Origin of the sequence: Vallitalea maricola, assembly GCF_036985595.1 — a bacterium.
GTDB classification, from domain to species: domain Bacteria; phylum Bacillota; class Clostridia; order Lachnospirales; family Vallitaleaceae; genus Vallitalea; species Vallitalea maricola.
Genome location: NZ_BTPU01000001.1, coordinates 85,554 through 112,270, shown reverse-complemented (window position 1 = coordinate 112,270; position 26,717 = coordinate 85,554). Strand labels below are relative to the sequence as shown.

General features: G+C 30.7%; 10 protein-coding genes and 1 riboswitch. Of the genes, 2 read left to right on the top strand and 8 right to left on the bottom strand.

Annotated features, from left to right (window positions below; translation table 11 throughout):
• Positions 1-224: 224 nt before the first annotated feature.
• Together AACQ14_RS00410 and AACQ14_RS00405 are read left to right on the top strand one after the other, a co-directional pair.
• On the top strand, positions 225-425 hold the full coding sequence (locus AACQ14_RS00410) for a hypothetical protein (RefSeq protein ID WP_339361584.1): 201 nt from the start codon (positions 225-227) through the stop codon (positions 423-425).
• 113 nt (positions 426-538) lie between these two features.
• Positions 539-1,048, top strand: a complete 510-nt coding sequence (locus AACQ14_RS00405) for a hypothetical protein (RefSeq protein ID WP_339361583.1) — start codon at positions 539-541, stop codon at positions 1,046-1,048.
• A gap of 88 nt (positions 1,049-1,136) precedes the next feature.
• On the opposite strand, the gene AACQ14_RS00400 is transcribed toward AACQ14_RS00405, so the two are convergent.
• From AACQ14_RS00400 to AACQ14_RS00365, 8 genes are all read right to left on the bottom strand, one after another.
• Positions 1,137-5,618: a hypothetical protein gene (locus AACQ14_RS00400; protein WP_339361582.1), complete on the bottom strand. Its 4,482-nt coding sequence runs from the start codon at positions 5,616-5,618 to the stop codon at positions 1,137-1,139.
• A gap of 286 nt (positions 5,619-5,904) precedes the next feature.
• A riboswitch (cyclic di-GMP riboswitch) is annotated at positions 5,905-5,986 on the bottom strand.
• Between the two features lie 159 nt (positions 5,987-6,145).
• The gene (locus tag AACQ14_RS00395) at positions 6,146-8,416 is read right to left on the bottom strand and encodes an S-layer homology domain-containing protein (protein WP_339361581.1); all 2,271 of its coding nucleotides are present in this window, start codon (positions 8,414-8,416) and stop codon (positions 6,146-6,148) included.
• A gap of 105 nt (positions 8,417-8,521) precedes the next feature.
• Entirely contained in the window at positions 8,522-10,744 is a 2,223-nt protein-coding gene (locus tag AACQ14_RS00390; RefSeq protein WP_339361580.1) for an S-layer homology domain-containing protein, read from the bottom strand.
• A gap of 316 nt (positions 10,745-11,060) precedes the next feature.
• Complete coding sequence (locus AACQ14_RS00385) at positions 11,061-17,387, bottom strand: beta strand repeat-containing protein (protein ID WP_339361579.1); 6,327 nt, start codon at positions 17,385-17,387, stop codon at positions 11,061-11,063.
• A gap of 287 nt (positions 17,388-17,674) precedes the next feature.
• Positions 17,675-22,156, bottom strand: a complete 4,482-nt coding sequence (locus tag AACQ14_RS00380) for a hypothetical protein (RefSeq protein ID WP_339361578.1) — start codon at positions 22,154-22,156, stop codon at positions 17,675-17,677.
• A 363-nt stretch (positions 22,157-22,519) separates the two neighbouring features.
• A complete protein-coding gene (galT, locus tag AACQ14_RS00375) occupies positions 22,520-24,043 on the bottom strand; it encodes a UDP-glucose--hexose-1-phosphate uridylyltransferase (RefSeq protein WP_339361577.1) in 1,524 nt (507 codons plus the stop codon).
• A 297-nt stretch (positions 24,044-24,340) separates the two neighbouring features.
• Positions 24,341-25,330 carry a UDP-glucose 4-epimerase GalE gene (galE, locus tag AACQ14_RS00370; protein WP_339361576.1) on the bottom strand — a complete coding sequence of 330 codons (990 nt, stop codon included), beginning with the start codon at positions 25,328-25,330 and terminating at the stop codon, positions 24,341-24,343.
• 1 nt (position 25,331) lies between these two features.
• Positions 25,332-26,522 (bottom strand): galactokinase, encoded by a 1,191-nt coding sequence (locus AACQ14_RS00365; protein WP_339361575.1) that lies wholly within the window; start codon positions 26,520-26,522, stop codon positions 25,332-25,334.
• Positions 26,523-26,717: the final 195 nt, after the last annotated feature.

The window sequence follows — 26,717 nt, the reverse complement described above, 5'->3', positions numbered from 1 at the left end:
TATATTAAAGAGTATAATTAATTGTAAAAAGAATAATATTATTAATATTTTATCGAAACACAACATAAAAACGCTCAAATTTTACTTATACATATGATAGTTACATAAATATATTAAATAGTTATTAATGCTGCAGCTTAATATAAAAATAATATCTATATACGGTTATTGAGTATAACTCTATAAAATAACTAAAATAATAAAATAAGGAGCGAATCTAACAAATGATGAAAACAAAATTAAAAAATAAAATAAGTTTGTGTTTGGCAATGCTATTAGTAGTAATTTCTTGTAATTTTAATGTATATGCTGCTGGAGAACAAATTACTGATCAGGAAAAGGAAAGTAATAACACTTGGGATACCGCTAATGTAATCACTTTAGGAACTACATTGAAGGTACTGTTAGTAGCAGTAATGATGTAGACTATTTTTCATACACTCCAGATGAAACCCAAAAAATAACTTATATCTTTATAGATAACAATAATACCACTTACAATCTTTACATATTAGATAAAACAGATAACAATAAGATAGTGGATTATGCTACTACTAGTGGTGTATACCAAAAAGAATTTAAATTTCAATATAACCATGAATATATTATGAAAGTCAGCTCTAACAGTGGAAGTAACCTACCCTATCAGTTAGCTGTATACGGAGAAAGAATCAAAGAGTCAGTTTTTATAGATGATCAAGAAGTTGAATTTAATGGTGAATTAGAATGCGCTAATATTCTTAATAACCCAACTGCAGTAGTTATGGGTAAATTCACTAACTCAGAAGATCATGATTATTTCCGTTTTACACCTGATAAAAGCGGTACTACAAAACTAGCATTCCATCCTTTTACTAGTGGTAATTATTTTATCTTCTTATATGATGCTATTGGACAAAATTACGTATATCAAGGTAATATAAGTTGTGATGGACAATCATCACATATTATTGAATATAATGCAATGAATAATGGATTATATTATGTTGCTATAGTTAGTACAGATAATAGCACTCACAACAGAAGCTATTATATAAGAAATTATTAATATACTATAATAGAATTAAATTGGAAAATAAGTAATATAAAAGGACAAATCTCATAAAGAGAAATGTCCTTTTATTATTGTTGAAATATTATTTTTTCTTTCTCTTAACCTTGATACCTGCTCCTATGAATGCACTACCAAATAAATAGAATAACTGAGCTGGTACTCCACCTGTTTTTGGAAGTTTATCAGCTGTTCCTAGAGGAACCTCTCCATCAAGGATATCGATTATTTCTTCACCCTCTACAGATTCTTCTGTATCATTATCTGTATCATTATCTGTATCGGTATCTGCTAAATTGCCCTCTGGAACTGGTTCTTCAGGTATTTCTATTAATGGTTCATCTGTTGCTGGCTCTTCTGGCTCTATAGGTTGTGGCTCTGGTGTAGGTTCTTCTGGCTCTGTAGGTTGTGGATTAACTGGATCTGGATTTTCTGGTTCTTCTGGCTCCTCTGGACCAGGATAAACAACTAAATAGAAATTAGCAAATAGCTTTAAATTCTCCTCAGCTGCAAATTCCAGATCATATAGATTAGCAAAATCTCCACTTACTTTTGAATATCCAGTAGCTTCACTAAATGTATACCAACCATCAAAAACATAATTACCAAATCTTTCAGCTGTTATTGTTACACTATCTCCATATAAATATTTAAAAGTCTCACTGTTTTGATGAATTCTACCTGAATGCTCTTTTCCTGGCATTATTTTAGCTTCTATAATATATTCTTTTCTTTCAAATTCTACAGCAATATTTTTATTACTATTCATATTAACTTCAACCAAGTATTCTCCGTTATTTACAGTAATAGGGTACTCAGTCTTTGAATTATCTTCAGTGTTAACTAAGTAAGCTAAAGGATAATAACCTCTATCAGGAACAATTTTAAATGTTGTCACATAGTCTTCTATAAATTCACCATTATATCTACCGCTAACAGATGTATCATTAGATAATTCTGATTCATTAAGATGACCATTATTCTCTACATCTACAGTTAATATATAAGATACTATATCTTCAAATAAAGGTAAAGGTCTCCTATTTTGATTCATATAAACTAACCTAGGGTTAGGATAATTAGTTAATACATTCCATTTCTTAAACTCATCAAATGAATTATGAGGTACACCTTTTACCGCTAGTATAGTACCATAATCATATTTTACATCATTTCCTGCTAAACATTTTTCAAAAGTAATTTGTGAATTACTTTCCAAGTTATTAACATACTCCTGCCATTTATTAGCTAACTCCTCAGTAATCTTATTGTTTTTATTTTTCTTCATATAAGATATTGTGTTATTAATCTCATCTGTTAATAATTCTTGTGGAATTACCGCAACTTGAAGCTCTCCAAGAAGGCTATTAATCTTGGAATTAGGTTCAATATTAAATTGTTTGATATTAAATTCAGCTAGGTATGTTTCATTGCTAGTAACTGAAACTGTTATTTCTTTATTGTTTGAAACAAATTCTTTATTTTCACCAACTACTCTATACCATTTAACTAAGTACATATCATCTGTTCCATCTTTTTCTGGTACAGCTTTTATTGTAATATTAGTATGGATATCACTAGTCAATTGAGTTAATAAGTTGTCACCTGAAACAACACCTGCATTACCGCCTTCTGTGTGATTAACTGTTGTAGTAAATTGTTTCAAGCTATATGATGCTGATACTGTAACATCAGCATTAAAGTTATTAATCGTTAATACGTTTCCATTAATACTATAATTATCTTCATTTAATCCATTAACTGTCCATACTAGATTATCATAATCACTACTGATTGGATTGGCAGTAAATGTGATTGGTACATTATCTGCTAAATATAAATCCGAACCATAATTGTCTTCGATAATCTGTGGAACTTTTTTCTGTCCAGATATACCAACAACAGCATTATTTTTAACAACAGTAATCTTATGATATTCTGGTATATCAATATCTACTTCTATACTTGAACTATCAGTTAAGCCTGCTGCCCAAGTATATTTATGCATATCGATTAAATCAAATTTGTAAGTTAAATTATTTAGATCAGTAAGTTCATCCCATGTAGGAATTGTTAGTGTATGAACACCAGATAAACCTGGATCTGAAGGTATATCAATATGCCCTATATCATCCGACTTTTCTCCATTAACATAAACCCATAAATCATATAATTTAGCTTCTTCATTATCTCCATCAATACATGTCATTCTAGTATTAATATCAATACTTTCACCTGGTCTTGCTGTGATAGTATGGCTATGTGAATAATCAATTTCATCTGTACTAGGATTATCAAGTTCGATAGTACCAGTTCTTAAATCATCCATCAATTCTCCTTCTTCACCATAAGCAGTACCATCTAGTGAATAGAATTTATGGCCATAAATATCTTCTTTAGAATTAAAATATATTTCAATAGTTACATTATCTGCTATTCCTGTTTCAAAATGATTTTTTGCTGCCCCTTCTATTCTGTCAAATTCATATCCTCTATATGAATAAGCTGATAGATTAAACTTGCCATCTACTATTGATGTTATAATCTTAGCAAAATCATAATTTCCATCTGTACTATTTACTAAGGTATTATCAAGATATACTTTTATAGTAGCTACTTTAGTTACTAATTCAGTTTCAGCTTCTTCACTAGTCATAAATGAATTACTTGCAGTTACTTTATAGATATATTTAGTACCTGGAGTTAAACTATTATCAATTACATAATATCTATTAGTTACATCATCAAATTCAATAACCAAACTATGATCTAATAAAACTCCATTCTCATCATATACTTTTATATCATAATCATTTGCATTAGCTAATTTCTCCCAATATACTTTTCCTGACTTCATGGTTACATCTATTGTATTAAGTACAGGAGCATCTAACCATACATTAGAAACACTTACTTTGATATTTTGTGTAGCTGAATCTAGTATTGTTTGAGGATCATCATTATATTGATCTACTAAATCAAACTCTAGATTTTTTGAATAAGTTTTACTACTAACATCAAATACATAATTATTATCTAATTCAGTTTTAGTACTTGGTATAGTTATTATATCTTGAACAGTGTTAGGGAAATTATTCTCGGCAAATAATGGAGTGCTAGTATTATGCCTATATACCTTAACCTCATTTAAACTATTACCGCCATTATCACCACTAACCACATTGTAACTGAATTCTAGATTAACGTTGTCACCTACTTCATACACATCTTTATCTGGTGATATATTTAATGCGGCTTCCAATGGATTATCCTTTGGATCATGTCCATGACCTACTATTCCTGCAAAACTTCCATCTGCTGGATAGTAGTCTTTATCATATACCTGTTCCTTAGAATCAAACACTACGTCTATAATCTCTTTTTGGTTAATAGTAATATCCATATTCTTAAATTGATTTTGTGGCTCATATCCTTGATAAGAATATGCCTTTAGATTAACAGAAGTACCCTCTTCATATATTGCACTATATCCATTATCTACTTTGGTACCATCAATATATACTTCTCCTAGTGAATTATCATAATTTACAGTAAGTGAATATATGGTTTCAACTATTGGAGTAGCTTCATATCTTCTATTCTTCTTAACTTTATAATCAACATCTGTATTAAATAATGTTGGTCTTCTTCCTATACGTATATCACTTTTACTAAAAATTGATTCAGAACCATTACTAGTGTCTGTTATTTTCCAACCTACAATTCTATGACTTTCGTCATTAGCTGTAGCTGTTAACTTATATCTATAATTTTGTTCTTTTTCAACTCTGATATCAGCACCACTTACTTGATTTACTGCTAATGTAGCAGATTTATTAATTATCCAACTAATAATATACTCATTTTCATTTAGCATTATAGCGGATAACATATCCATATCTCTGCTAGCACTTTCTAGTTCATCTAAATCCTCTGATTGATCTAGTTTATCCCCTGACTCACTTGGATTTTCTCCTGGGTCTGCTGGGTTTTCAGCTGGTTCTTCTGGGTTTTCCACTGGTTCTTCTGGATTCTCCACTGGTTCTTCTGGATTTTCCACTGGTTCTCCTGGATTTTCAGCTGGTTCTTCTGGATTTTCCACTGGCTCTCCTGGATTTTCCACTGGCTCTCCTGGATTTTCCACTGGTTCTTCTGGATTTTCCACTGGCTCTCCTGGGTTTTCCACTGGCTCTCCTGGATTTTCCACTGGCTCTCCTGGATTTTCCACTGGTTCTTCTGGATTCTCCACTGGTTCTCCTGGGTTTTCCACTGGCTCTCCTGGGTTTTCCACTGGTTCTTCTGGATTCTCCACTGGCTCTTCTGGATTTTCAGCTGGTTCTTCTGGATTTTCCACTGGCTCCCCTGAATTTTCAGCTGGCTCTTCTGGATTTTCCACTGGCTCTCCTGGATTTTCCACTGGCTCTCCTGTATTTTCTGTTACATTTTCTGATATTATAATATTACCAGTTAAATCTTGTTGTTCTGTTTGAGCATATACTAAATTACTCGTTAAGTACATGAAAGCAAACAAAAACACTAACGATTTCTTTAAAAACTTCTTTTTCAACTAATCACCTCTTATAATAGTTTTCTGTCCTTCTTTCTTATAGAGGTAGGCTCTCTGTTTTCAGCCTCGTTTTTTTTGGAACGTGGTTAACCTTATGAAAATCATTATCAGTCTTATCTTGAATATAATATTGTCAACATGATGATATTTATTATTATGTTGTTAATATTAAAATATATTACAAATAAAGCAATATTGCTTTATTATTTTCCGAATCTAATAATTATAAAATTATATAATTCTAGTTTTTGACAAAATAAAAACTGCTTTGAATATATATATGATTCAAAGCAGCCGAACTGTCATAGTATTTACCTTAGACTCTAGCTTTGCGTCCTTACTTTTCAGTAAGTTTGCCCTTATATTTAATTTTACAATTTAATAATATCATTAGATGTTTATATAGTCAATACATAATATATGTTTTTCTAATATTATATTTAAAACAAATTTCAACTTTATATTAATAATATATTTGTGAAATAAAAAACCCAATAACCATACGTTATTGGGATATATAATAACTTTTAATTTCCTGAAGTAACTTCCATAGAATATTTACCATCTTTATTATCTGTTTCATTTTTTCCATAATCAATTAATTTAGAAAATGTTATTTTATAGTCTTTTTCAAGATTTAAAACATCAAAGTTTAGTGTAATTGTATTTTCATCTATATAATTTGCACCTATAGGTATCTTACTGTATTCTACGCCATTTTCTACATATATTAATTTGTAATTTGACGCTAGCACATTATTAATATTAAAATCAATTTCTTTATTAAATCCTATTTTGATAGTCTTATCTCCAATTATTTTGGCTTCATTGATAAAAATATCAACTGAATTACTGGACGTGAAATTAAATTGATTTGTTTTTATTACATGTTGTACATTACCCATGGTGTCCTTTAATGTAATAGCTCTTAATTTATAAGATTGGGATTGTTTCAATTTTTTATCTTTTGATAAATAAATCTTTATCATATGCGAATCTTTTTCATTGTCATAATAGACTGCTGTTGGTATAGCCATAAATGATGGTGTAGTAATACCTTGTATTTGGTAATTACTAGCTATCTTAGCATATTCTTCATCAAGTGGTTTACTAATATAAGCTATTATTGTATTTTCATCAACTGGTAAAACAGCTTCTATTTCAATATCTTTAACAGTATAATAATTTCCAGTAAATAAATATTCTTTATCATAGATTGAAAATTGGTTTGTTACATCTGTCATATGATTAATTAGTACTTTGTATTCTTTGTTAACCAAAATAACTGAATTAATAGTTAATCGTACAGCTTTCCCCGCATCAACACCTTCTTGCAGTACTTCAGCTTTATCAATTTTAATTGGAGTATTATTATAGTCTGTTATATAATAACTGAATACTTGTTTTGCTATTTTAGGGTTAATCTCTTTATTAAAATTAAGTTGTATAGTACGATTATTTACTGGTAAACAGCTTTCAACACTAAAAATATCATTTTGTAATACTGATGCTTTAAATTTTACTGAGTCCCCATCACCTTTATTCAATCCAACTCCATAAGTACTAGACAATTGTCCATTAACATCTAAATTGAAATATTCTTCTTCTGTAAATACATAACTTTTAAAAAATATTGAAACGCCATTATTACAAGTAGATAATTTGTTTATTAAAATATTAGTATTATCACCTTTAATAATTTCTGCTCCATCTTTTTCAATAGTGTAAAAAGCTGATTGTAAAGCATTATCATTTATTGGATGTGTAAAATAAACATAAATAATATTATTACTTATAGCTTCTACTTTACTTATTCTGAAGAAATCGGATACTAATTCATCAGCACGAAATCCCATAAAATTAGTATTTAAAGTATTTGCTGGATTTCCATTAGTATCTATAACCTTATCCACTAACATAATGTATTCTTCGTCCATTTTCTGGTCTTCTGAAGTTTTGATAATATACGTATCTGTTGACTCTTTTTTACTTATGTCTTGTATTGGTAGAATTTCTGTAGTACCACTAGCCTCATATATTAATATATTCTCAAGTGTAATAGGTTGTATATGTTCGTTAAAAGTGACTTCTATAGTAGTTGAATTTTTTGCAATAACACTTGAAATTTTTGTTTCTAATTCATCTTCTATTAATTCATACTCTATTGCATCTGATTTAGATATCATAGCATTATCAACAAATGCTTGAGCCATTCTGACTTTAGTCTTATTGTTTTTCATTTGAAGAGTACGATAAATAATATCAGCTACTTCTCCTCTAGTAAAATTGGTATCTTCTTTGTGTCCATTTGAATAACTAAGGTCAGATACTAATCCTATACCATATGCTTTAGAAAAAACATTGTTCCATGTAAAGTCTTCATTATATTTATATCCTAAAGACGTCAAAATAAGTTTAAAAAATGCTTTTTCACCTAATTTATCCTTAGGTTTAAATGTACCATCTTTATATCCATTTATAATATCTTTTTGAACGCAATAACCTATATAAGGAGCAAACCATTGGTTTTGAGGTACATCTATAAAACCAGTATTGTTATATTTTTCTTTATTATTTGTAACTTCTTGTTCTTCACCTAAAAGTCGAACTATAAAAGCAGCTGCTTCACTTCTGGATAATTGTCCCTCAAGATTCAAACTATTTCCATTACCCTTAAGAATCTCCAATTTGGTCAAAACGTTAATCTTATTTACGTTATTATTGATAGCATATATATTATGACTAGTAGATAAAATCATACATAAAACTAATAATAATGCACTAATTTTTTTTGTCATAAAAACCGTCCTTTCTTCATTAGTTATTTATGATTATTTTGTCGTTGAAATATAAAAACCATAGGTAGAAACATAGGTTCAACCTATGATTTTATTTATTATTTACTACTGTTCTATTGAAGATGATACTTCTCTGGTAGTAAATTGATTTGAGAAATTTACTAAATTACTTATTTTCACATTATATTTTGTATTCATATCAATATTACTAAATTTAACTGATACTGTTTTGCTATCAATAAAGTTGATATTTGAAGCTGTTATAGTTTTTGTGGTATCAGATTCAGTATATTCTAATTTAAATTTTGAAGCATTATTGGCTGATTGATTAATTTCTTTGTTAAATTTTATGAATACAGTATCATTTGCAATAAATTTACATTCTGTAATACCAATATCTCCAGATTCTGTAGAGGTACCCTGAAGCGTATATTCTATAGAACCAGTATATGGTACTCCAAATTCATTTTTTGCTCCAATTATACTTAATTTATAATTAGTACCATTTTGAAGTGGTGTACTTGAATTTATATATAGAGTTAAAACTCTAGGTTCAATATCTAAAAATTGTTTACTTACAAAGGAAACACCATTCATCACAAATGTAGCATTAACAATATTACTAGGTACATTTCTATTGAAATATACTTTTACAGTATTCTTATCTTCAGAATATGCATAATCTATCTTAAGACTAGCCGCATTATCAGGATATCCATAAAAAGGAGCAATCTCTTCTGATATATAACTTTGTTTATATGCATCCTTTATGTTCTTTATTTTAAGTAAATAATTATGATCTTTCTTCATATTTATAAATCTAACTTTTACTTTTCTATACTTATCTGCACCCTCGCCTGCCATAGAAGCACCCAATGAACTGTTCATTATTATATTAGCATCAGTATCTTCTAACTCATAATTAGATGGTATAGTTGCAGTTGATACATCAATATCTTTATTGAACGTAACCATTATATAATCTTTTTCAATAGGTTCAACATTAGTTATCTGCAAAGTTTGATTATCATCATGATTACCAATAAATCCAAACTCTTCTCCACTACCATCATTTAATTTTACTCCATAATTACTAGCCAAATCACCACTAATAACAACAGAATAGTCAGTACCTTCAGCTAAATCATCCTCTTTTAAGAAAAGACTTACACAATTATCAACACTTCCAAGAACTTTTGCAGAAAGATTAGAAAAACTACCATCTACATACATCTCTCCACCTCTTTTAATATCAAAATACATTGGAATTCCTGCACTTTGATTAATTGGATGTGTAAAATATACATTAATAATGTTTTTACTTACAGCCTCTACTTTAGAAATTTTAAAAAAATTAGAAATTATTTCTTGTTGTTGAAATCCAACAAAATTACTTTTTATTTCTGAGGTATTAATTCCTTCCTTATCAGTAATGTTTAATAAACTAATCTCATAATTTTTGTTAGCTATCTGTTTATCAGTAATTATTGTTATTATATTTTTATTAAATAAAATATCTTTTACATTTAGTTTATTAGAGTTTTCTTCTTCTATAATAACTACATTAGATTTATCAAATTTTATTATTTCTTCTGTTAAAACTATTTTTATTTTATCATTAGTTACTGATTTTATAGATTTAATTTCAGTTTTAATACTGTCTTCTTTATACAAACCAGTTTGCTCAGCTTTCGCTTTGGTTGTAAATCCATTATCTATAAGTCTTTGAATAATAGATTTATTAATATCCTCAACTTGTTTATCTAATGAGTTATATAATATTTTTACAACACCTTTTCTTGTGTAATATAAATCATCAGATAGCTTAGTTTTGTATATATCATCTTTATAAAGTCCTTTTGAATAAGCAAACTTATAAATATTAGTCCATTGAAAGTCTTTATCTTGATAATAACCCATAGCTCCTAGAACCATTTTAGTAAATGCTTTTTCTGATACATATTCATCAGGTTTATAATTACCGTTACCAAACCCATTAACAATACCTTTAGATGATACATAACCTATGTAATGGGAGTACCATTCATCTTGTGGAACATCTAGAAATTCTGTTTTAACATATTTAGCCTTATCAGCTATTACCTCTTTTTCAACACCAAGTAGTCTGACAATAAAAGCTGCTGCCTCTGATCTCTTCAATTGTCCTTCAAGATTATAATCATCACCATTTCCTCTTAATATATTTAAAATATTAAGCGACGATGCCATTTCGTCTATTGACTTATAATTAGTAGCAGATACTGGTGTTGATAGTGTCATTAAAAATACTAGTGTAAATAAAAGTAAATTTTTTCTTTTTTTCAACATTTTATAACCACCTCTCTAATTTATTATACTTCATTTTACCAAATAATTGTATATCTTTTATTAAGATTTGCGAAGAAATAAAGCTTATATTTGTAATACATAAATTCTTATGTAAAAAGCTAATAATAAAATTAGAAAGATTTATAACTTTCGTTCTTATAATCTTTCTATTATAAAAATGTCATTTGTTGTATTTCAACTTATATTTACATACTACAAAATTAATATTAATTATTACATTAGAAAGTAACCTAAATTATTATTAGGTTACTTTCTTAATTTGTGTTATAGCTAATTACTTGAAATCTTAAATTTACTATTGAACTTTAACATTAGGTAAATTTGTTGTATCTAATGAATTTACATCTAAATCATTATTAGTTGAATCCTTAATCGAATCACCAACACCTAATGTTAAACTATCATCTTTAACAGTAATACCATCATTATCTGTTAAACCAGCTTCTACTTGATATCTAAATGTTGCTGTATTCGCTGTTGTTGAATCTAAAATAGCTTCTTTCTCAACACTTCCAATAATAATTATAATTTTACTATTTTTGTTATCATCTGTTATAGTAACATCTTCACTAAACGTAAGTATAATATCAATATTTTCATTAAGTCCATAAATATTATCCGTAGACGTTACTCTAACTATAGTAGGAATATTACTATTAACTTTAACAGTTGATAAATTTTTTGCATTTAGTGAAGTTACATCTAAACTATTATTATTACTATCTTTTATTGAATCACCTATACCTAATGTTATGCTATCATCTTTTACATCAATACCATCAGTATCATCTAAATTAGCTTCTACTACATATCTAAAAATAGCTGTATTTGCTGTTGTTGATTGTAAAGTAGCATCTTTTTCCTGACTTCCAATTATTAGTGTTATTTTACTATCTTTGTCATCATCAGTTATTGTAACATTTTCATTAAATGTTAGTACTACATCTATATTTTCTCCTGCAGCATAAGTTCCTGCATTTGCTGTTACATCTGTTACCGTTGGTACTACACTATCTACTTGCACATTAGTTAAGTTTGTAGCATTTAATGATGTAAGGTCTAAATCGTTGTTATTAGCATCTTTTATTGAATCGCTACTTCCTAATACTAAACTATCATCCTTAACATCAATACCATTACTATCTGTTAAACCAGCTTCTACTTGATATCTGAATGTTGCTGTATTCGCTGTTGTTGATTGCAATACTGCTTCTTTTTCTTCACTTCCAATTATTAATGTTATTTTACTATCTGTGTTATCATCAGTAATTGTAACATCTTCATTAAATGTTAGTAATACATCTATATTTTCTCCTGCAGCATAAGTTCCTGCATTTGCTGTTACATCTGTTATAGTCGGTATTGCACTATCTACTTTAACATTAGTGAAGTTTGTAACATTTAATGATGTAAGGTCTAAATCGTTATTATTAGCATCTTTTATTGAATCGTCACTTCCTAACACTAGACTATCATCCTTAACTGTAATACCATCACTATCTGTTAAACCAGCTTCTACTTGATATCTAAATGTTGCTGTATTCGCTGTTGTTGATTGTAATACTGCTTCTTTTTCTTCACTTCCAATTATTAGTGTTATTTTACTATCTGTATTTGTATCTGTTACTGTAATATTTTTACTAAATGTTAATACTACATCTATATTTTCTCCTGCTACATAAGTCTTATCTGTTGCATTTACATTTGTTATAGTTAATGCAGCACTATCTACTTTAACGTTTAATAAGTTTGTAGTATTTAATGATGTTAGATCCAAATTATTATTATTAGCATCTTTTATTGAATCATCACTTCCTAATACTAGACTATCATCCTTAACTGTAATACCATCACTATCTGTTAAACCAGCTTCTACTTGATATCTAAATGTTGCTGTATTCGCTGTTGTTGATTGTAATACTGCTTCTTTTTCTTCACTTCCAATTATTAGTGTTATTTTACTATCTGTATTTGTATCTGTTACTGTAACATTTTTACTAAATGTTAATACTACATCTATATTTTCTCCTGCTACATAAGTCTTATCTGTTGCATCTACATTTGTTATAGTTAATGCAGCACTATCTACTTTAACGTTTAATAAGTTTGTAGTATTTAATGATGTTAGGTCTAGATTGTTATTACTTGCATCTTTTATTGAATCGCCACTTCCTAATACTAGACTATCATCCTTAACTGTAATACCATCACTATCTGTTAAACCTGCTTCCACCTGATATCTGAATGTTGCTGTATTGGCTGTTGTTGATTGTAATACTGCTTCTTTTTCTTCACTGCCAATTATTAGTGTTATTTTACTATCTGTATTTGTATCTGTTACTGTAACATTTCTATTGAATGTAAGTACTACATCAATATTATCTCCTGTTATATATGTTTTATTTGTAGCTGTCACATTAGTTATGCCTAAAACAGTACTATCAATTTTAACATTTGCTAAATTTGTAGCATTCAATGAGTTAAGAACTAACGGATTATTATTAGCATCAGTAATTGTATCTCCATTTCCTAGTACTAAACTATTGTCTTTAATGTCAATACCATTAATATCCACTAACCCAGCTTCAACTACATATCTAAATGTTGCAGTATTAGAGGTAATTGATTGTAACCTTGCTTCTTTTTCATTTCCATCTACAATAATAGTAATCTTACTATCTTTATTACTATCTGATATGTTCACAATTTCATTAAATGTTAGCGTAATATCAAGGTTTTCTCCAGCTACATATGTTTTTTCATATGCTGATATACTAGCTACCTCAGGATTTGTATGATCAAAAATACTTGAATTAGGAGCCGCAAATGTAATTTTTGACTCATTATCTGTTTTTGATCTCATTACCATATTATAGTTATAGATACCTGTATTAGAAGTTGTATTAGTAGTCTTAGTAGTAACATGACCATTAGCACCTGGGGCAATAGCTTTATTAAATGTAAATACTAGTGTTTTTCCATCGATTCCAATAGTAATATTTGATATATCACTTGCATCAATAGCTTTTTCACTCTCTCCAACAAATTTAGTTACAATTTTAAGCGCTTTCAATATATCTGATGTAACGGATAATGTTGTTGTATTAGGGGTTGAATCACTAACAGTATCTACTGTTGTTTTATTAACAAATTCATCTATAGTGGTATAAATTTCATCTGTATCTACCACATGAGTATTATCTCCAAAAGCGATAACTGAATCCATTGTAACAGTTAGATGCATTCTATCGCCAGAAACAACTGCATTTGCAATTGCTGGTCCTTTATTTATTATTGAAGTATTCTTAGCAACTTCAATAATTAATGGATTATTGTCATATGAAGACTTAGCAACTGTTTTATTACCAGTAATATTTGCAATATGTGTATTTACCACTAATCCGAAAGTAGAAATTGAAGAATTTAAACTATTATCAAGGTAAATTGTTGCTTTATTTGTTGACTCATCATAATCTATATATTTTATATTAGGTGTAATCCCAGGTAAAGTTGAATATCCATCTACCTTTCTTAATAGATAACTATTTATATTATCAACGTTTTGATGATTTGAATCATCTGCAATTCCATTATCCATTGTGTTTTTATCGTAATACATTGCTTCAGGATAATATACTTCAATGGTTCTATCATCTGTCATCATTGCATAAACACTTGTAATATAATTAGAATTATTTCCATTACCTGCGAATTCTGTAATAACGTCTACGCCTCTTTGTTCGTATGCATTTGTTGATAATTTAATGCCATTAATATATTTATCATAAATCAATAAGTGTTTAAATGTTGCTTTATAAGAAACAGAACTCATGTTTGTATCAACTGGTACTAACCATTCTCTATAACTAGTACCTGCCACAGGTATTGGTGCTTTTGTAACAAGAACAGATGTATTATCACTTGTTTTTCTAATAGTGATATCTGAAGCATCAAAACTAGATATCGGTTTTGAGAAGTATACTTTAATAGTCCTATTATCTATTCCTTGCGCAGCTTCTACCGTAGGATATGCATATACTTTACCATTAGCTGGAACTTCTAATTGAGTAACATTAGAATCAAATTTTACATACTTACCATCATAAGCAGATGTAAGATCAAACATATATGTAGTAAAATCTGAACCTGTATTCCAACTTGCATTATCATCAACAACTATTAGCGCATTCTTATCTGTAGCATCTTGATATGCTTTTAAATTTGATAAACCAGTATAAGATGTATTTGCTTTATTAGCTTTTACCATAAAAAATGGCTGAACATCATCCGCACTGTATTTTCCCCAAAGTACTCCTTTTATAGTTGAACTGTTTACATCTCTATCAAAATAAATTTTAACAGTCTGTCTATCCATACTAATAGCAGCTTGAATAATTGGAAGACCTTTTGCAATACCTTGCCCTGTAAAAATGCCACTTACACCACTAGCATCCATAGCAACGCCATCAGCATTGAAAAGTCCCTGAACTGTTAACTTGTAACTTTTTGTTTCTGTTGTTTTAGGTATGGTAAGCTTAACAGAATTTACTTCATTTGAATAAGTCGAAACAGCTTCTGGATATCCTACCCCACCATCTATTTTATATAATGCAACATCTGTAGCATTTTCACCGACTTTTGAATTAAATGTTAATTTAATATGCGTGTCGTCTACTCTAGAAATTGAAACACTTGATATCTTAGCTTCTTTTATTTGACCAACAAAAGTCTTTTCAGCATCTGAGCCTGTTTTTTGGGAATTACCATATATATCTATAATATTCTTAGTCATCAGCTTATATAGAACATTCTTCATTTCTCCAACTGTTAATTTTACTGTCTTACAATCATCTAATAGCTCTGCAGCTAGAACAGGTAATGAATGTTTAGTTCCATATGCTTCCTCTATAATATAGTTATTAATATCCTCTGCAACTGCTTTCTCAACTTTTCTTTCAAATTTAACTTTGATAGATGTTGCACTTGCTGGCATAATAGCTTGAGATGCATAAGCAAATGAACCTGTAGGTTTTGATATTCCAACAAATGTTGCTTCTTTATCAGAAGTTGTTGTTGACATATCTTTACCATATAAAGTTTTCATACCCCCAACGGTTAATTTATATAGTCTTGATGTATCCATCTTTCCATCAACTGTTAATACTACACCTTTTTTTACTGCTGTAGCCTTTTCAGTATCTGTATCATTGGCAGGATTAAACTCCATTGTTTGTGCAGCAGTAGCTTGTGCAGCACTGAAAACTTCTATTTTTGTTTTATTACCATACATTTCTTGAATTTCAAAAATTGCTGTATCTATATAATTAACATCCATATTTGTTTTAAATTCAACATATACTTGATTATAATCAATTGCTTTAGCTTTATTAACAGCTTGAGGAGCAGTTGATTTAGCAGTCCCTACAAAAGTATTATCAGTATCTTCTTTCATAATATTACCAGCTAAATCTGTCACTCCTGAAATTGTTATACCATATAAACAAGAACCTCTTTGATCAGAAGTCATAATTTTAATAGTTTTATTATTGATATATTCATAACCATATACTTCTAAATCTTTCCTATCTCTATATTTCTCAGCTACTGTTAGTTTCATATTATCAATTCTAACTGGTTCTGAGAATTCTAATGTAAATTCATTATAATCAATTCCAGATGATTTAGAAAGTGTTGGTTTAGTTATATCTGAGGATTTACCACCAAAATTAATTGTTGTATCACCACTAGTTATTGAATAAAGTGTTCCTGATTTCAACTCATTATCTAACAATACCAACGCTGTTTTTTTGTCTTTATCCCATGGAGCTAGTTCTACTGATACTACTTCTATTATTATATTATCCGTCTTTACTTTGAAGATACTAGCATCAACAGCTTCAACAGCTTCTTTTAATCTTACTTCTATCATTCTTGAGTTAAGGGCAACTGCTGACTCAAGACCCGATATAGAAACTGACTTCCATAAACCACAGTGTTCTGCAATACTTTGATCAATCACTTTAGCAGCAACTAACTCATCAACTAATTTTATACCTTTACTGTTATTAGCTTTTAAAGTTTCTACTGTTACTGTTGCAATATCTCTATTAGTAAATGTTTCTATATTAGCTGATTTTATAAGTCCTTTGCTATTCGCAAATGTAAATACTTGAGACCATGTAAAATCTACTCCTTGCTTATATCCTAATGCTTCTAACATTACCTTAGTATAAGCTTGAGAACTTATTACATCATTAGGATTAAATTCACCTTTATTATCTCCTTGCCATCCTAAATCTGGATGATCTTTTAAATAAGCTAAAATAGATCTTCCAGCAATCCATGAAACTTCATTCGCATCAATAAATGTTGTCGTTCCCGTATAACTCATTGCTTCTTCTTCTAGCCCATTTAATCTTAGGAACATGATAGCAGCTTGCAATCTTGTTGTCTTCTTAGCAAGATATTCATCTGATACACCTTTCCCATCACCTTTTAACATTCCTAGTGACTTTACTACTTCAACATCATCCATATCTTCTGAAGCAAAAGAAAATGAATATGTTGTTAGTGTTAATGTTATTGCTAACATAAATGCAAGATATTTCTTTAATGATTTCACTATATTTCCTCCTTGTTGATAATTTTTTTATACTTGCCCTTTATGTTAAATTATACCATTATGATATTTGTAGTCAATATTTGGTAGAAATATGTAATATTACTGTAATTTATTTGACATATTGCTAAAGTCATTTTATTGGTACAACTATTAGAGTGCTAAAATTGTTTTTTAGACTTACTTGTATTTTTTAAGCAATAAAAAAGGGAATCTCACCTAGATTTTAATCTATATGGTGAGACATCCCTTTAAGTGATTTAATATTTAATTAATCTTACAAAACAATATTACTGCCATGTACTTGGAGTACCATTAGTTAATGTCAATGTATTAACAGTTACTGCGTTACCAGCTTCATCTGTTAATACAACTCCACTAGCAAGTACAATAGTGTCTGTATCCTGCATATTTGCTAATGCAAATGTTATATCATTATTTGCTGTAGTATAAGTAGCAGTCATAGTTGGTGTATCAGCACCAGCAGATACATTATTAAATGTAAATAATGAAGTAATAACTTGATTATCTGTTAATGCAACTCCGTCTTTGTATAAAGGCTCACTAAATCTTAAGATAGGTGCATTAGCAGTACCATCTTGTATTGAACAAGTTGGAGCTGTAGTATCTACTTTTACACTTGTTAATGGTGTAGCATTCAATGATGTTAAAGTAAGGTCATTACCATTACCATCTTTAATTGAATCTCCAGAACCTAATGTTAAACTATCATCTTTTACATCAATACCATCTGTATCAGTTTCATTAGCCACAACTGTATATCTAAATGTTGCTGTTGTAGCAGTATTAGCTACTAATACTGCATCTCTATCAGTAGTACCAACAGTTATAACAATCTTACTATCTTTATTAGCATCTGAAATAGTAACTGCTTCATTAAATGTAAGAACTATATCAATATTTGATCCTTCTTTATATACACCTGCAGCTGAATCAACGTTTAATACAGTTGGTGGTGTATAATCAAATGTATTTGAATTTGGAGCAGCAAATGTTAATTTTGATTCATTATCATTTTGTAATCTCTTCTCACCTGCATATCCCCATAAGCTAACTGAATTGTCCTTTGAAGTCTTAGTAGTAATTGTGCCTTCAGCACCAGCTTTAATAGCTTTTTTAAGTGTAATAGTAAATGTTTTACCATTTGCACTTAGGTCAACAGAACTTATATAATTACTAAAGTTTGCATTTGTAATTGTTGTTGCTGTTGTTTCACCTTCAAAAGTAGTAGTTAATTTAAAGACTTTCTCAAAATCAGCACTATTAACTGTTGCAGTTGAAGTAGCTGTTTTCTTAGTAGCTAATTTACCACTTTCTAATATTGTATTACTGTCATCATCAACAGCTACTGTTGTACCTACTGCAGTAACTTGATCCATACCAACTGTTATTGACATTCTATCTCCAGCAACTGAAGCAGATGCAATAGCTGGTCCTTTATTAGTTGTTGAAGTGTTTTTAGCTACTTCTATTGCTAAGTTAGCATTATCTGATGAAGATTTAGCAACAGTTTTATTACCTGTAATATTAGCAATATTTGTATTAACAACTAAATCAAAAGTATTTAAGTTTGAATCAAACTCATTATTTAAGTAAAGTGTAGCCTTGTTCTTAGCATTATCATAAGCTACGTATGTTACAGTTGGAGCTGTACCAGCAGAAACTGTAAATGTATAATTTCCTGTATTATCTACATTTGAACCATTTTGAACATTATTAATTATTGTAGTAGAATACTTCATAGCTTCTGGATAATATACATCAATTGTTTTATTATCAGTCATGATTGCATAAACATTAGTAATATAATTTGTAGTTGTACCGTTACCAGCAAATTCTCTTACTATTGATGTATCTGGCTCAGAAGTCTTGTTTGATAATTTAATACTTGGAACATATTTATCAGCTACATTAACAGATGCAAATGTTATTGTATAAGAAACAGATTCCATAGTACCACTACTAATAGGAACTAACCATTCCTTGTTAGAAGTTCCATTTACTACTACAGGAGTTCCTTCTGTAACAGTTGCTGAACTATCACTAGTTTTTGCAATAGTAGTTATACCTGAAGCACCAAATGTTACTGGTTTTGAGAAGTAAACTTTAATAGTCTTACTATCAATACCTTGAACAGCTTCTACTGTAGGGTATGCATATGTAGAACCATTAGCAGCTACTTCTAATTGAGTTATATTTGTATCAAATTTTACTTTCTTACCATCAAAACTTGAACCTTCTAAATCTAGAACATAAGTTGTAAAATCATTTCCAGTGTTCCAGCTTTCATTATCATCAACAACAACTAAAACATTTTTATCAGTACTATCTTGATAAGCTTTTAACCCATTTAATGAAGCAAGACTAGTACCTTGTTTATTCTCTCTTGTCATAAAGAAATTAGCAACATCATCTGTTCCTGTAACTGCCCATAATGTACCTTTAATAGTAGAATCAGTTACATCTCTATCAAAGTAGAATTTAGCAGTTTGCTTATCTGTAGCAACTACAGCTTGAAGTACTGGAAGTCCTTTTGCAATACCTTTACCAGTGAAAGTACCAGTAACTCCATCAGCGTCCATAGCTACACCATCAGCATTATTAAGACCTTTAACTGTTAATTTGTAGCTTACAGTTTCAGTAGTCTTAGCTATTGTAAGTTTAACAGAATTTGCATCATCTGAATATGTTGCAACAGCTTCTGGATAACCTACTCCACCATCAATTGTGTATAATGCAACATCTGTAGCATTTTCACCAACTTTGTGATTAAATGTTACTTTAATGTTAGTATCATCTATTCTAGTAATTGAAGTAATACTAGAAATCTTAGCTTCTTTGCCTTGACCTACAAAAGTCTTTTCAGCATCTGAACCTGTTTTTTGAGCATTACCATAAATATCCATTAAATTGCTAGTAGTTACTTTGTAAAGAACATTTTTCATTTCTCCAACTGTTAACTTAACAGTTTTTTGATCAGCTTGAAGTTCTGCAGCTAAAACAGCTAATTCAGCTTTATTACCATATGCTTCATTAATTGTGTAGTTAGCAATATCTTCTGCTAAATCTTTTTCAAGTTTTCTAGCAAATTTAACTTTGATAGAAGAAGCACTTGCTACAGTAATATCACCATCATAAGCAAATGTTCCACTTGGCTTAGACATTCCTACAAAAGTAGTTTCTTTATCTGAAGATGTAGATGACATATCTTTTCCATAAAGAGTCTTCATACCATTAGCAACAACTTTGTATAAGCTTGAAGTCTTCATAGTTCCATCTACAGTTAATACAACACCTTTTTTAACAGCAGCAGCTTTGTCAGCAGCAACATCAGCTGTACCGTATTCTACAGTTTGAGCTTCAGTAGCTTGAGCAACTTCTAATACAGCTACTTCTGCTTTGCTTCCATACATTTCATTTATTGCGAAAGTAGCATCAGCTATTGATGCAGGATCAATATTTGTTTCAAATTCTACATATACTTGATTATAATCAATTGCTTTTGCTTTTTTCACTTTTTGAGCTACTGTTGGTTTAGCTTTACCTACGAAAGTATTATCACTATCTTCTTTCATTTCATTTCCAGCTAAATCTACAGCACCTGAAACTGTAAGACCATAAAGTTTTGAACCAGCTTGGTCAGCAGTCATAACTTTAATAGTTTTACTATCAATATATTCATAACCTAATACTTCTAAAGCAGCTTTGCTTCCATATTTTTCAGCAGCAGCTATTTTTAATGTATCAATTCTAACAGCTTCTGAGAATTCTAAAGTAAATTCGTTATAATCAGCACCTGTTGACTTAGCAAGTGTTGGGTTTGAAGCATCTTCACCTCTACCACCAAAGTTAACAGAAACCTCTCCACTTGTTACTGAGTAAAGTTCTCCTGATTTTGTATCAGTAGCTAAAGTAACTAATACTTTTTTATTATTAGCATCCCATGGAGCTAATTCAGCTGAAGCAATTTCTACAGCAGCGCCATCTTTATCTGCTATAACAAATTGAGAAGCATTTACTTCTTCTGCAGCTTCTTTTAAAGTTACTTCTACAACTTTAGAATTAAGTGCTACTGCACCTTTGATAGCAACTTCTGATGGAGCTGCTTCTACAAGACCAACTTCAACAGCTTTTGCTTCATCAATAGCACCAGCTTCAACTAATACGTCAACAAGTTTTTTACCTTCTTTAGTTTCAGCTTTTAAAGTTTCAACAGTTACAACAGCGATTTCGTTGTTAGTGAAGTTTTCAACGTCTGCAGCAGCTTTTAAACCTTTTTCTGCAGCAAATTCTAATACGTCAGCCCATTCGAAATCAGTTCCTTGTTTGTAACCAATAGCTTCAAGCATTACTTTGTAATAAGCTTGAGCAGTAATTGCTCCATTAGGATCAAAGTTTTCACCATCACCTAACCATCCTAATTCTGGATTAGCTTTTAAGTAAGCTAATACTGATCTACCAGCTACCCATTGTACATCTTCTGCATCTGCAAAAGTTTCAGTTCCTTCGAAAGCTAAAGCTTCCTCTTCTAAGTTTTGTAATCTTAGAACCATAAGAGCAGCTTGGAATCTTGTAGTAGATTTTGCAAGGTACTCATCAGTTACACCGTCGCCTTCGCCTTTTAACATTCCTAAGGCTTCACAAATTTCTGCGTCAGTTTTAGTATCTTCAGCAGCAAATGATACTGTAAAAGTAGATACGATCATTGCTAATGAAAGAACTAATGCAAAAACTTTCTTTAAGTTTTTCATTAATATTTCTCCTCCTTTTAATTTGCTTTTCTTTAAAATTGGAAAGGTTATCCACCTTTCAAGCACATGGTAAATTATAGCACTACATTATTTTCCAGTCAATATAATATCTCTATATGTAACAAATCTGTAATAGAGTTTTCACATGAAAATATTATATTTTATGGATAATACTGTAACCTTAATTTATTATAAACATATTTATCCATTTATACAAGCATTTTCCTTGATTGTAATATTACCGTAATAAATAATATTAATTCTTTTCATATATGTTAAGAAAACAACTTTACATGCATAAAAAATCACCACATTATTACATTATATAATAACGTGATGATTAGTAAAATATTATATCTTCTCTTAAGCCTTAATAAATCTCTCCAACCCAGCAATACCTTCCTCATCCATCTTATAAACCCCAGCACACTCAAGTACCTGAGCAAAGATATCACCAACTTCTTTCCTTATACACTCTCTTGCTTCATCTACCTTCATATCTGTTCCATACTCTTCAACTAATCTATTAATCCACTCACCATGCTTCTCTAACTCTTCATACTCTGCTCTATCTTTTATCTTACCTACTAGAATATCTTCTATTAAAGAAAGCTCTTTCTTAAGTCTTGCAGGAAGTACAGCAAGTCCCATAACTTCAATAAGTCCAATATTCTCTTTTTTAATATGATGCAGATGAGCATGAGGATGGAATATACCATCTGGATGTTCCTCACTTCTTCTATTATTCCTAAGAACTAAATCAAGTTCATAATCCCCATTTCCATTAATCCTTGCTATAGGTGTTATAGTATTATGAGGAATCCTCTTACCATCTTCCTCTGTATAAGCCAATATACCAAGACTCTCATCAGAATAATCTCTCCACTTCCCTAGAATCTCATCAGCAAGCTTAATTACCTTATCCTTATCCCTAGAAGATAATCTAACAACCGATAAAGGCCATCTAACCAACCCTATCTTAACCTCTTCATAACCATCTTTCCTTAACTCCTTAATAATAGAAGCCTTTTCCATAGGGAAAACATGATGTCCACCTTGAAAATGGTCATGGCTAAGAATAGAACCACCAACTATTGGCAGATCAGCATTAGAACCAACAAAATAATGAGGAAACTTCTCCACAAATGACAATAACCTAACAAAAGTATCCTTAGATATCTTCATAGGAACATGCTTCTCATTAAAAACTATACAATGCTCATTATAATATACATAAGGCGAATACTGGAGATACCAATTCTCACTACTTAACTCAACTGGAATCACCCTATGATTATTCCTAGCCGGATGATTCAATCTCCCAGGATATCCAACATTATCTATACAAAGAAAACACTTAGGATAATTAGCGCTAGGCATACTCCTAGCCTTCTCAATCTCCTTAGGATCTTTCTCCGGTTTAGAAAGATTAATAGTAATCTCCAGTTCCCCTACCTGAGTATCAGCCACCCAATACTCATTCTTAGCTATCCTATCCATTCTTATATAATTAGAATCCTTAGACAACTTATAATAATAATCCGTCGCACTCTCTATACCTTCTTCATCAGCTATCCCATAAAATCTATTAACCAACTCAGAAGGTCTAGGCATAAGTGTAGCCATAATCCTAGCATCCAACATATCTCTATATGTAACAGTATCTTCTATTATATTATTATCCACAGCATACTGTAATAATTCCTCCAATATCCCCACAGGAGAATCCACTACTTCACAATTATTCAACTCTCCCTCATAAGGCTCCGAAATCCTCAATATATCCATAATGGAATTTCTCACTAATTGGACATCCCACTTCTCTATCATTTTATTACTAAGACCAAACTTTATAAGCTTCTCAATACTAATCTGCACTTTTTCCACAATTCTACCTCCAATTCCAGTTTATTAAACCAACACTCTTCTACATCTATCTATAATATTATCAAACTAATATTTCTTTTTATCTTACACTTCATTTAATTATCAACTAAATATTAAATACCTAACCTATACTACTAAACACAACTTAAGTACCACCCAAGAGCCAAGCAGGGTATATATATAAATAAGCCGACCTTTAAATTTCCCTTAGAAAATCTTAGTGAGTGGAAATAACTAATTTAACAAGAGGCGTTTTACATATATATACCCCTGCGCCCCACTTGCACTATTACTCTATTACTTATCGAATCCATCAGGATTATTAACATGCCACTTCCAAGCACTCTCAATAATCCTTTCCAAAGAATTATACTCAGGCTTCCAACCCAATTCCTTAACAGCCTTCTCAGAAGAAGCAATCAACACAGCAGGGTCACCTGCTCTCCTCTCAGCTTCCTCAACAGTAATAGTCCTTCCAGTAACCTTTCTAGCCACCTCAATAACCTCTTTCACAGAAAATCCCTTTCCATTACCAAGATTAAACACAGCACTCTCTCCACCATTTTGCAATCTCTCAAGAGCCAATATATGAGCATCAGCCAAATCAGTTACATGAATATAATCCCTAACACAAGTTCCATCCTCTGTAGGATAATCATTACCAAAAATAAATATCTTCTCCCTCTTACCAAGTGCTACTTCCAATATAATAGGAATAAGATGGGACTCTGGACTATGGTCTTCCCCTATATGTCCATCAATATGTGCCCCTGCCGCATTAAAATATCTTAGTGCAGTATACTTAATCCCATAAGCATTATCCGACCACTTCAACATCTTCTCAACAGATAACTTAGTCTCCCCATAAGGATTAGTAGGCATAGTCCTATCTGTCTCCACAATAGGTATACTCTCTGGCTCTCCATAAGTAGCCGCCGTAGAAGAAAAAACAATATACTTAACACCATGCTCCTTCATCTTCTCCAACAAACACATAGTTCCATACATATTGTTGTTATAATACTTCAACGGCTCAGTAACACTCTCACCAACAAGAGAATCCGCCGCAAAATCAATAATAGCTTCTATCTTATTCTCACTAAAAACTTTATCCAATGCATCTTTATCCCTCAAATCACCAACACATAACTTGACATTCTCTGGAACTGCCTCTCTATGTCCTTTTTGCAGATTATCAAATACAATAACCTCTTTACCTTTCTCTAAAAGTCTCGCCACTGTATGAGACCCAATATATCCTGCTCCTCCACAAACTAAAATAGCCATACTAATATCTCCCTTCTACATAAGATTCTTCTATTAAAATTCTTCCTGCTCCATCACCAACATTAGCCACATAAAACTCAGGCACTAACCCAATTCTATCCTCATAATTCTTACCAACTACTCTAATAAACTCATCAACACTATCCTCTTTCACAATACTAACTGTACAACCACCAAAACCAGCACCAGTCATACGTGAACCAATAGTCCCCTCTATCTTCCTAGCTTCCTCTACCATAGTATCAAGCTCACCACCTGTAACCTCATACAAATCTCTCAAAGATTCATGAGAAGCATTCATCAACTTACCAAATGTAATAATATCTCCATCATTAAGCGCCTCAACCGCTTCCTTAACCCTTACATTTTCCTCAACCGCATGTTTAGCCCTATCTCTAGGAATATCCTTCCCAATAAGATGCTTATATTTATCAAATGTCTCTACATCCATCTCACAAAGATTCTTGATATCCAACTCTTTCTGAATACACTCCAAAGCATATTGGCACTCCGAACGTCTCTCATTATACTTAGAATCCGCTAACCCTCTTCTCTTCTTAGTATTACCTATAACAATCTTATACCCATCCAGCTTAAGAGGCACATACTCATAATCCAACGTCTCACAATCAAGCAATATAGCATGATTCAATTTGCCCATACCAGAAGCAAACTGATCCATAATACCACAATTAACCCCTACAAATTGGTTCTCCGCTCTCTGACTCATCTTAACCATCTCAACCAAATCTTCCTTACAATCAAACAACTCATTAACAACTACAGCTGTCAACACTTCAAGAGATGCAGAAGAAGATAACCCCGAACCATTAGGAATATTACCATAATATAAAATATCAAAACCACCAACTTCATGACCCTTATCAATAAACTCCTTAATAACTCCCTTAGGATAATTAGTCCAATCATCCTCTTCCTTATACCTAATATCATCAACATCAATCTCTACCCTAAGATCAAAATTAAGAGTAGCAAACCTAACCCTACCATCGTCCCTCTTCCTAGCCGCCGCATATGTACCAAAATCAAGAGCACAAGGAAAAACATACCCACCATTATAATCAATATGCTCCCCAATCAAATTAACTCTCCCCGGCGCAAAAAACTTCTTAACATTACCCTCTTCTCCACCATACAACTCCACAAACTTACCAACAATCTCTCTCTCCATACCAAACTCATTCCTCTCTATAATTTTATATTTATCTATTATTTAAATAATTATTGTTATATCTCTATAAATATCTAACGTAGCCCAGTAGGTAATATATATACAAATAAAGCGATTTTTTAATATTTGTTAGAAAATCTTAGTAAGTGGAAATAAATATTACGTTAAGAACCTTGACTGTTTGACCAACGGGAG

Bases quoted from the DNA above. Each gene is read 5' to 3' on its own strand.
- AACQ14_RS00380 (WP_339361578.1), bottom strand. From the start codon at position 22,156: ATGAAAAACTTAAAGAAAGTTTTTGCATTAGTTCTTTCATTAGCAATG.
- AACQ14_RS00390 (WP_339361580.1), bottom strand. From the start codon at position 10,744: ATGTTGAAAAAAAGAAAAAATTTACTTTTATTTACACTAGTATTTTTA.
- AACQ14_RS00365 (WP_339361575.1), bottom strand. From the start codon at position 26,522: ATGGAGAGAGAGATTGTTGGTAAGTTTGTGGAGTTGTATGGTGGAGAA.
- galE (WP_339361576.1), bottom strand. From the start codon at position 25,330: ATGGCTATTTTAGTTTGTGGAGGAGCAGGATATATTGGGTCTCATACA.
- AACQ14_RS00395 (WP_339361581.1), bottom strand. From the start codon at position 8,416: ATGACAAAAAAAATTAGTGCATTATTATTAGTTTTATGTATGATTTTA.
- AACQ14_RS00410 (WP_339361584.1), top strand. From the start codon at position 225: ATGATGAAAACAAAATTAAAAAATAAAATAAGTTTGTGTTTGGCAATG.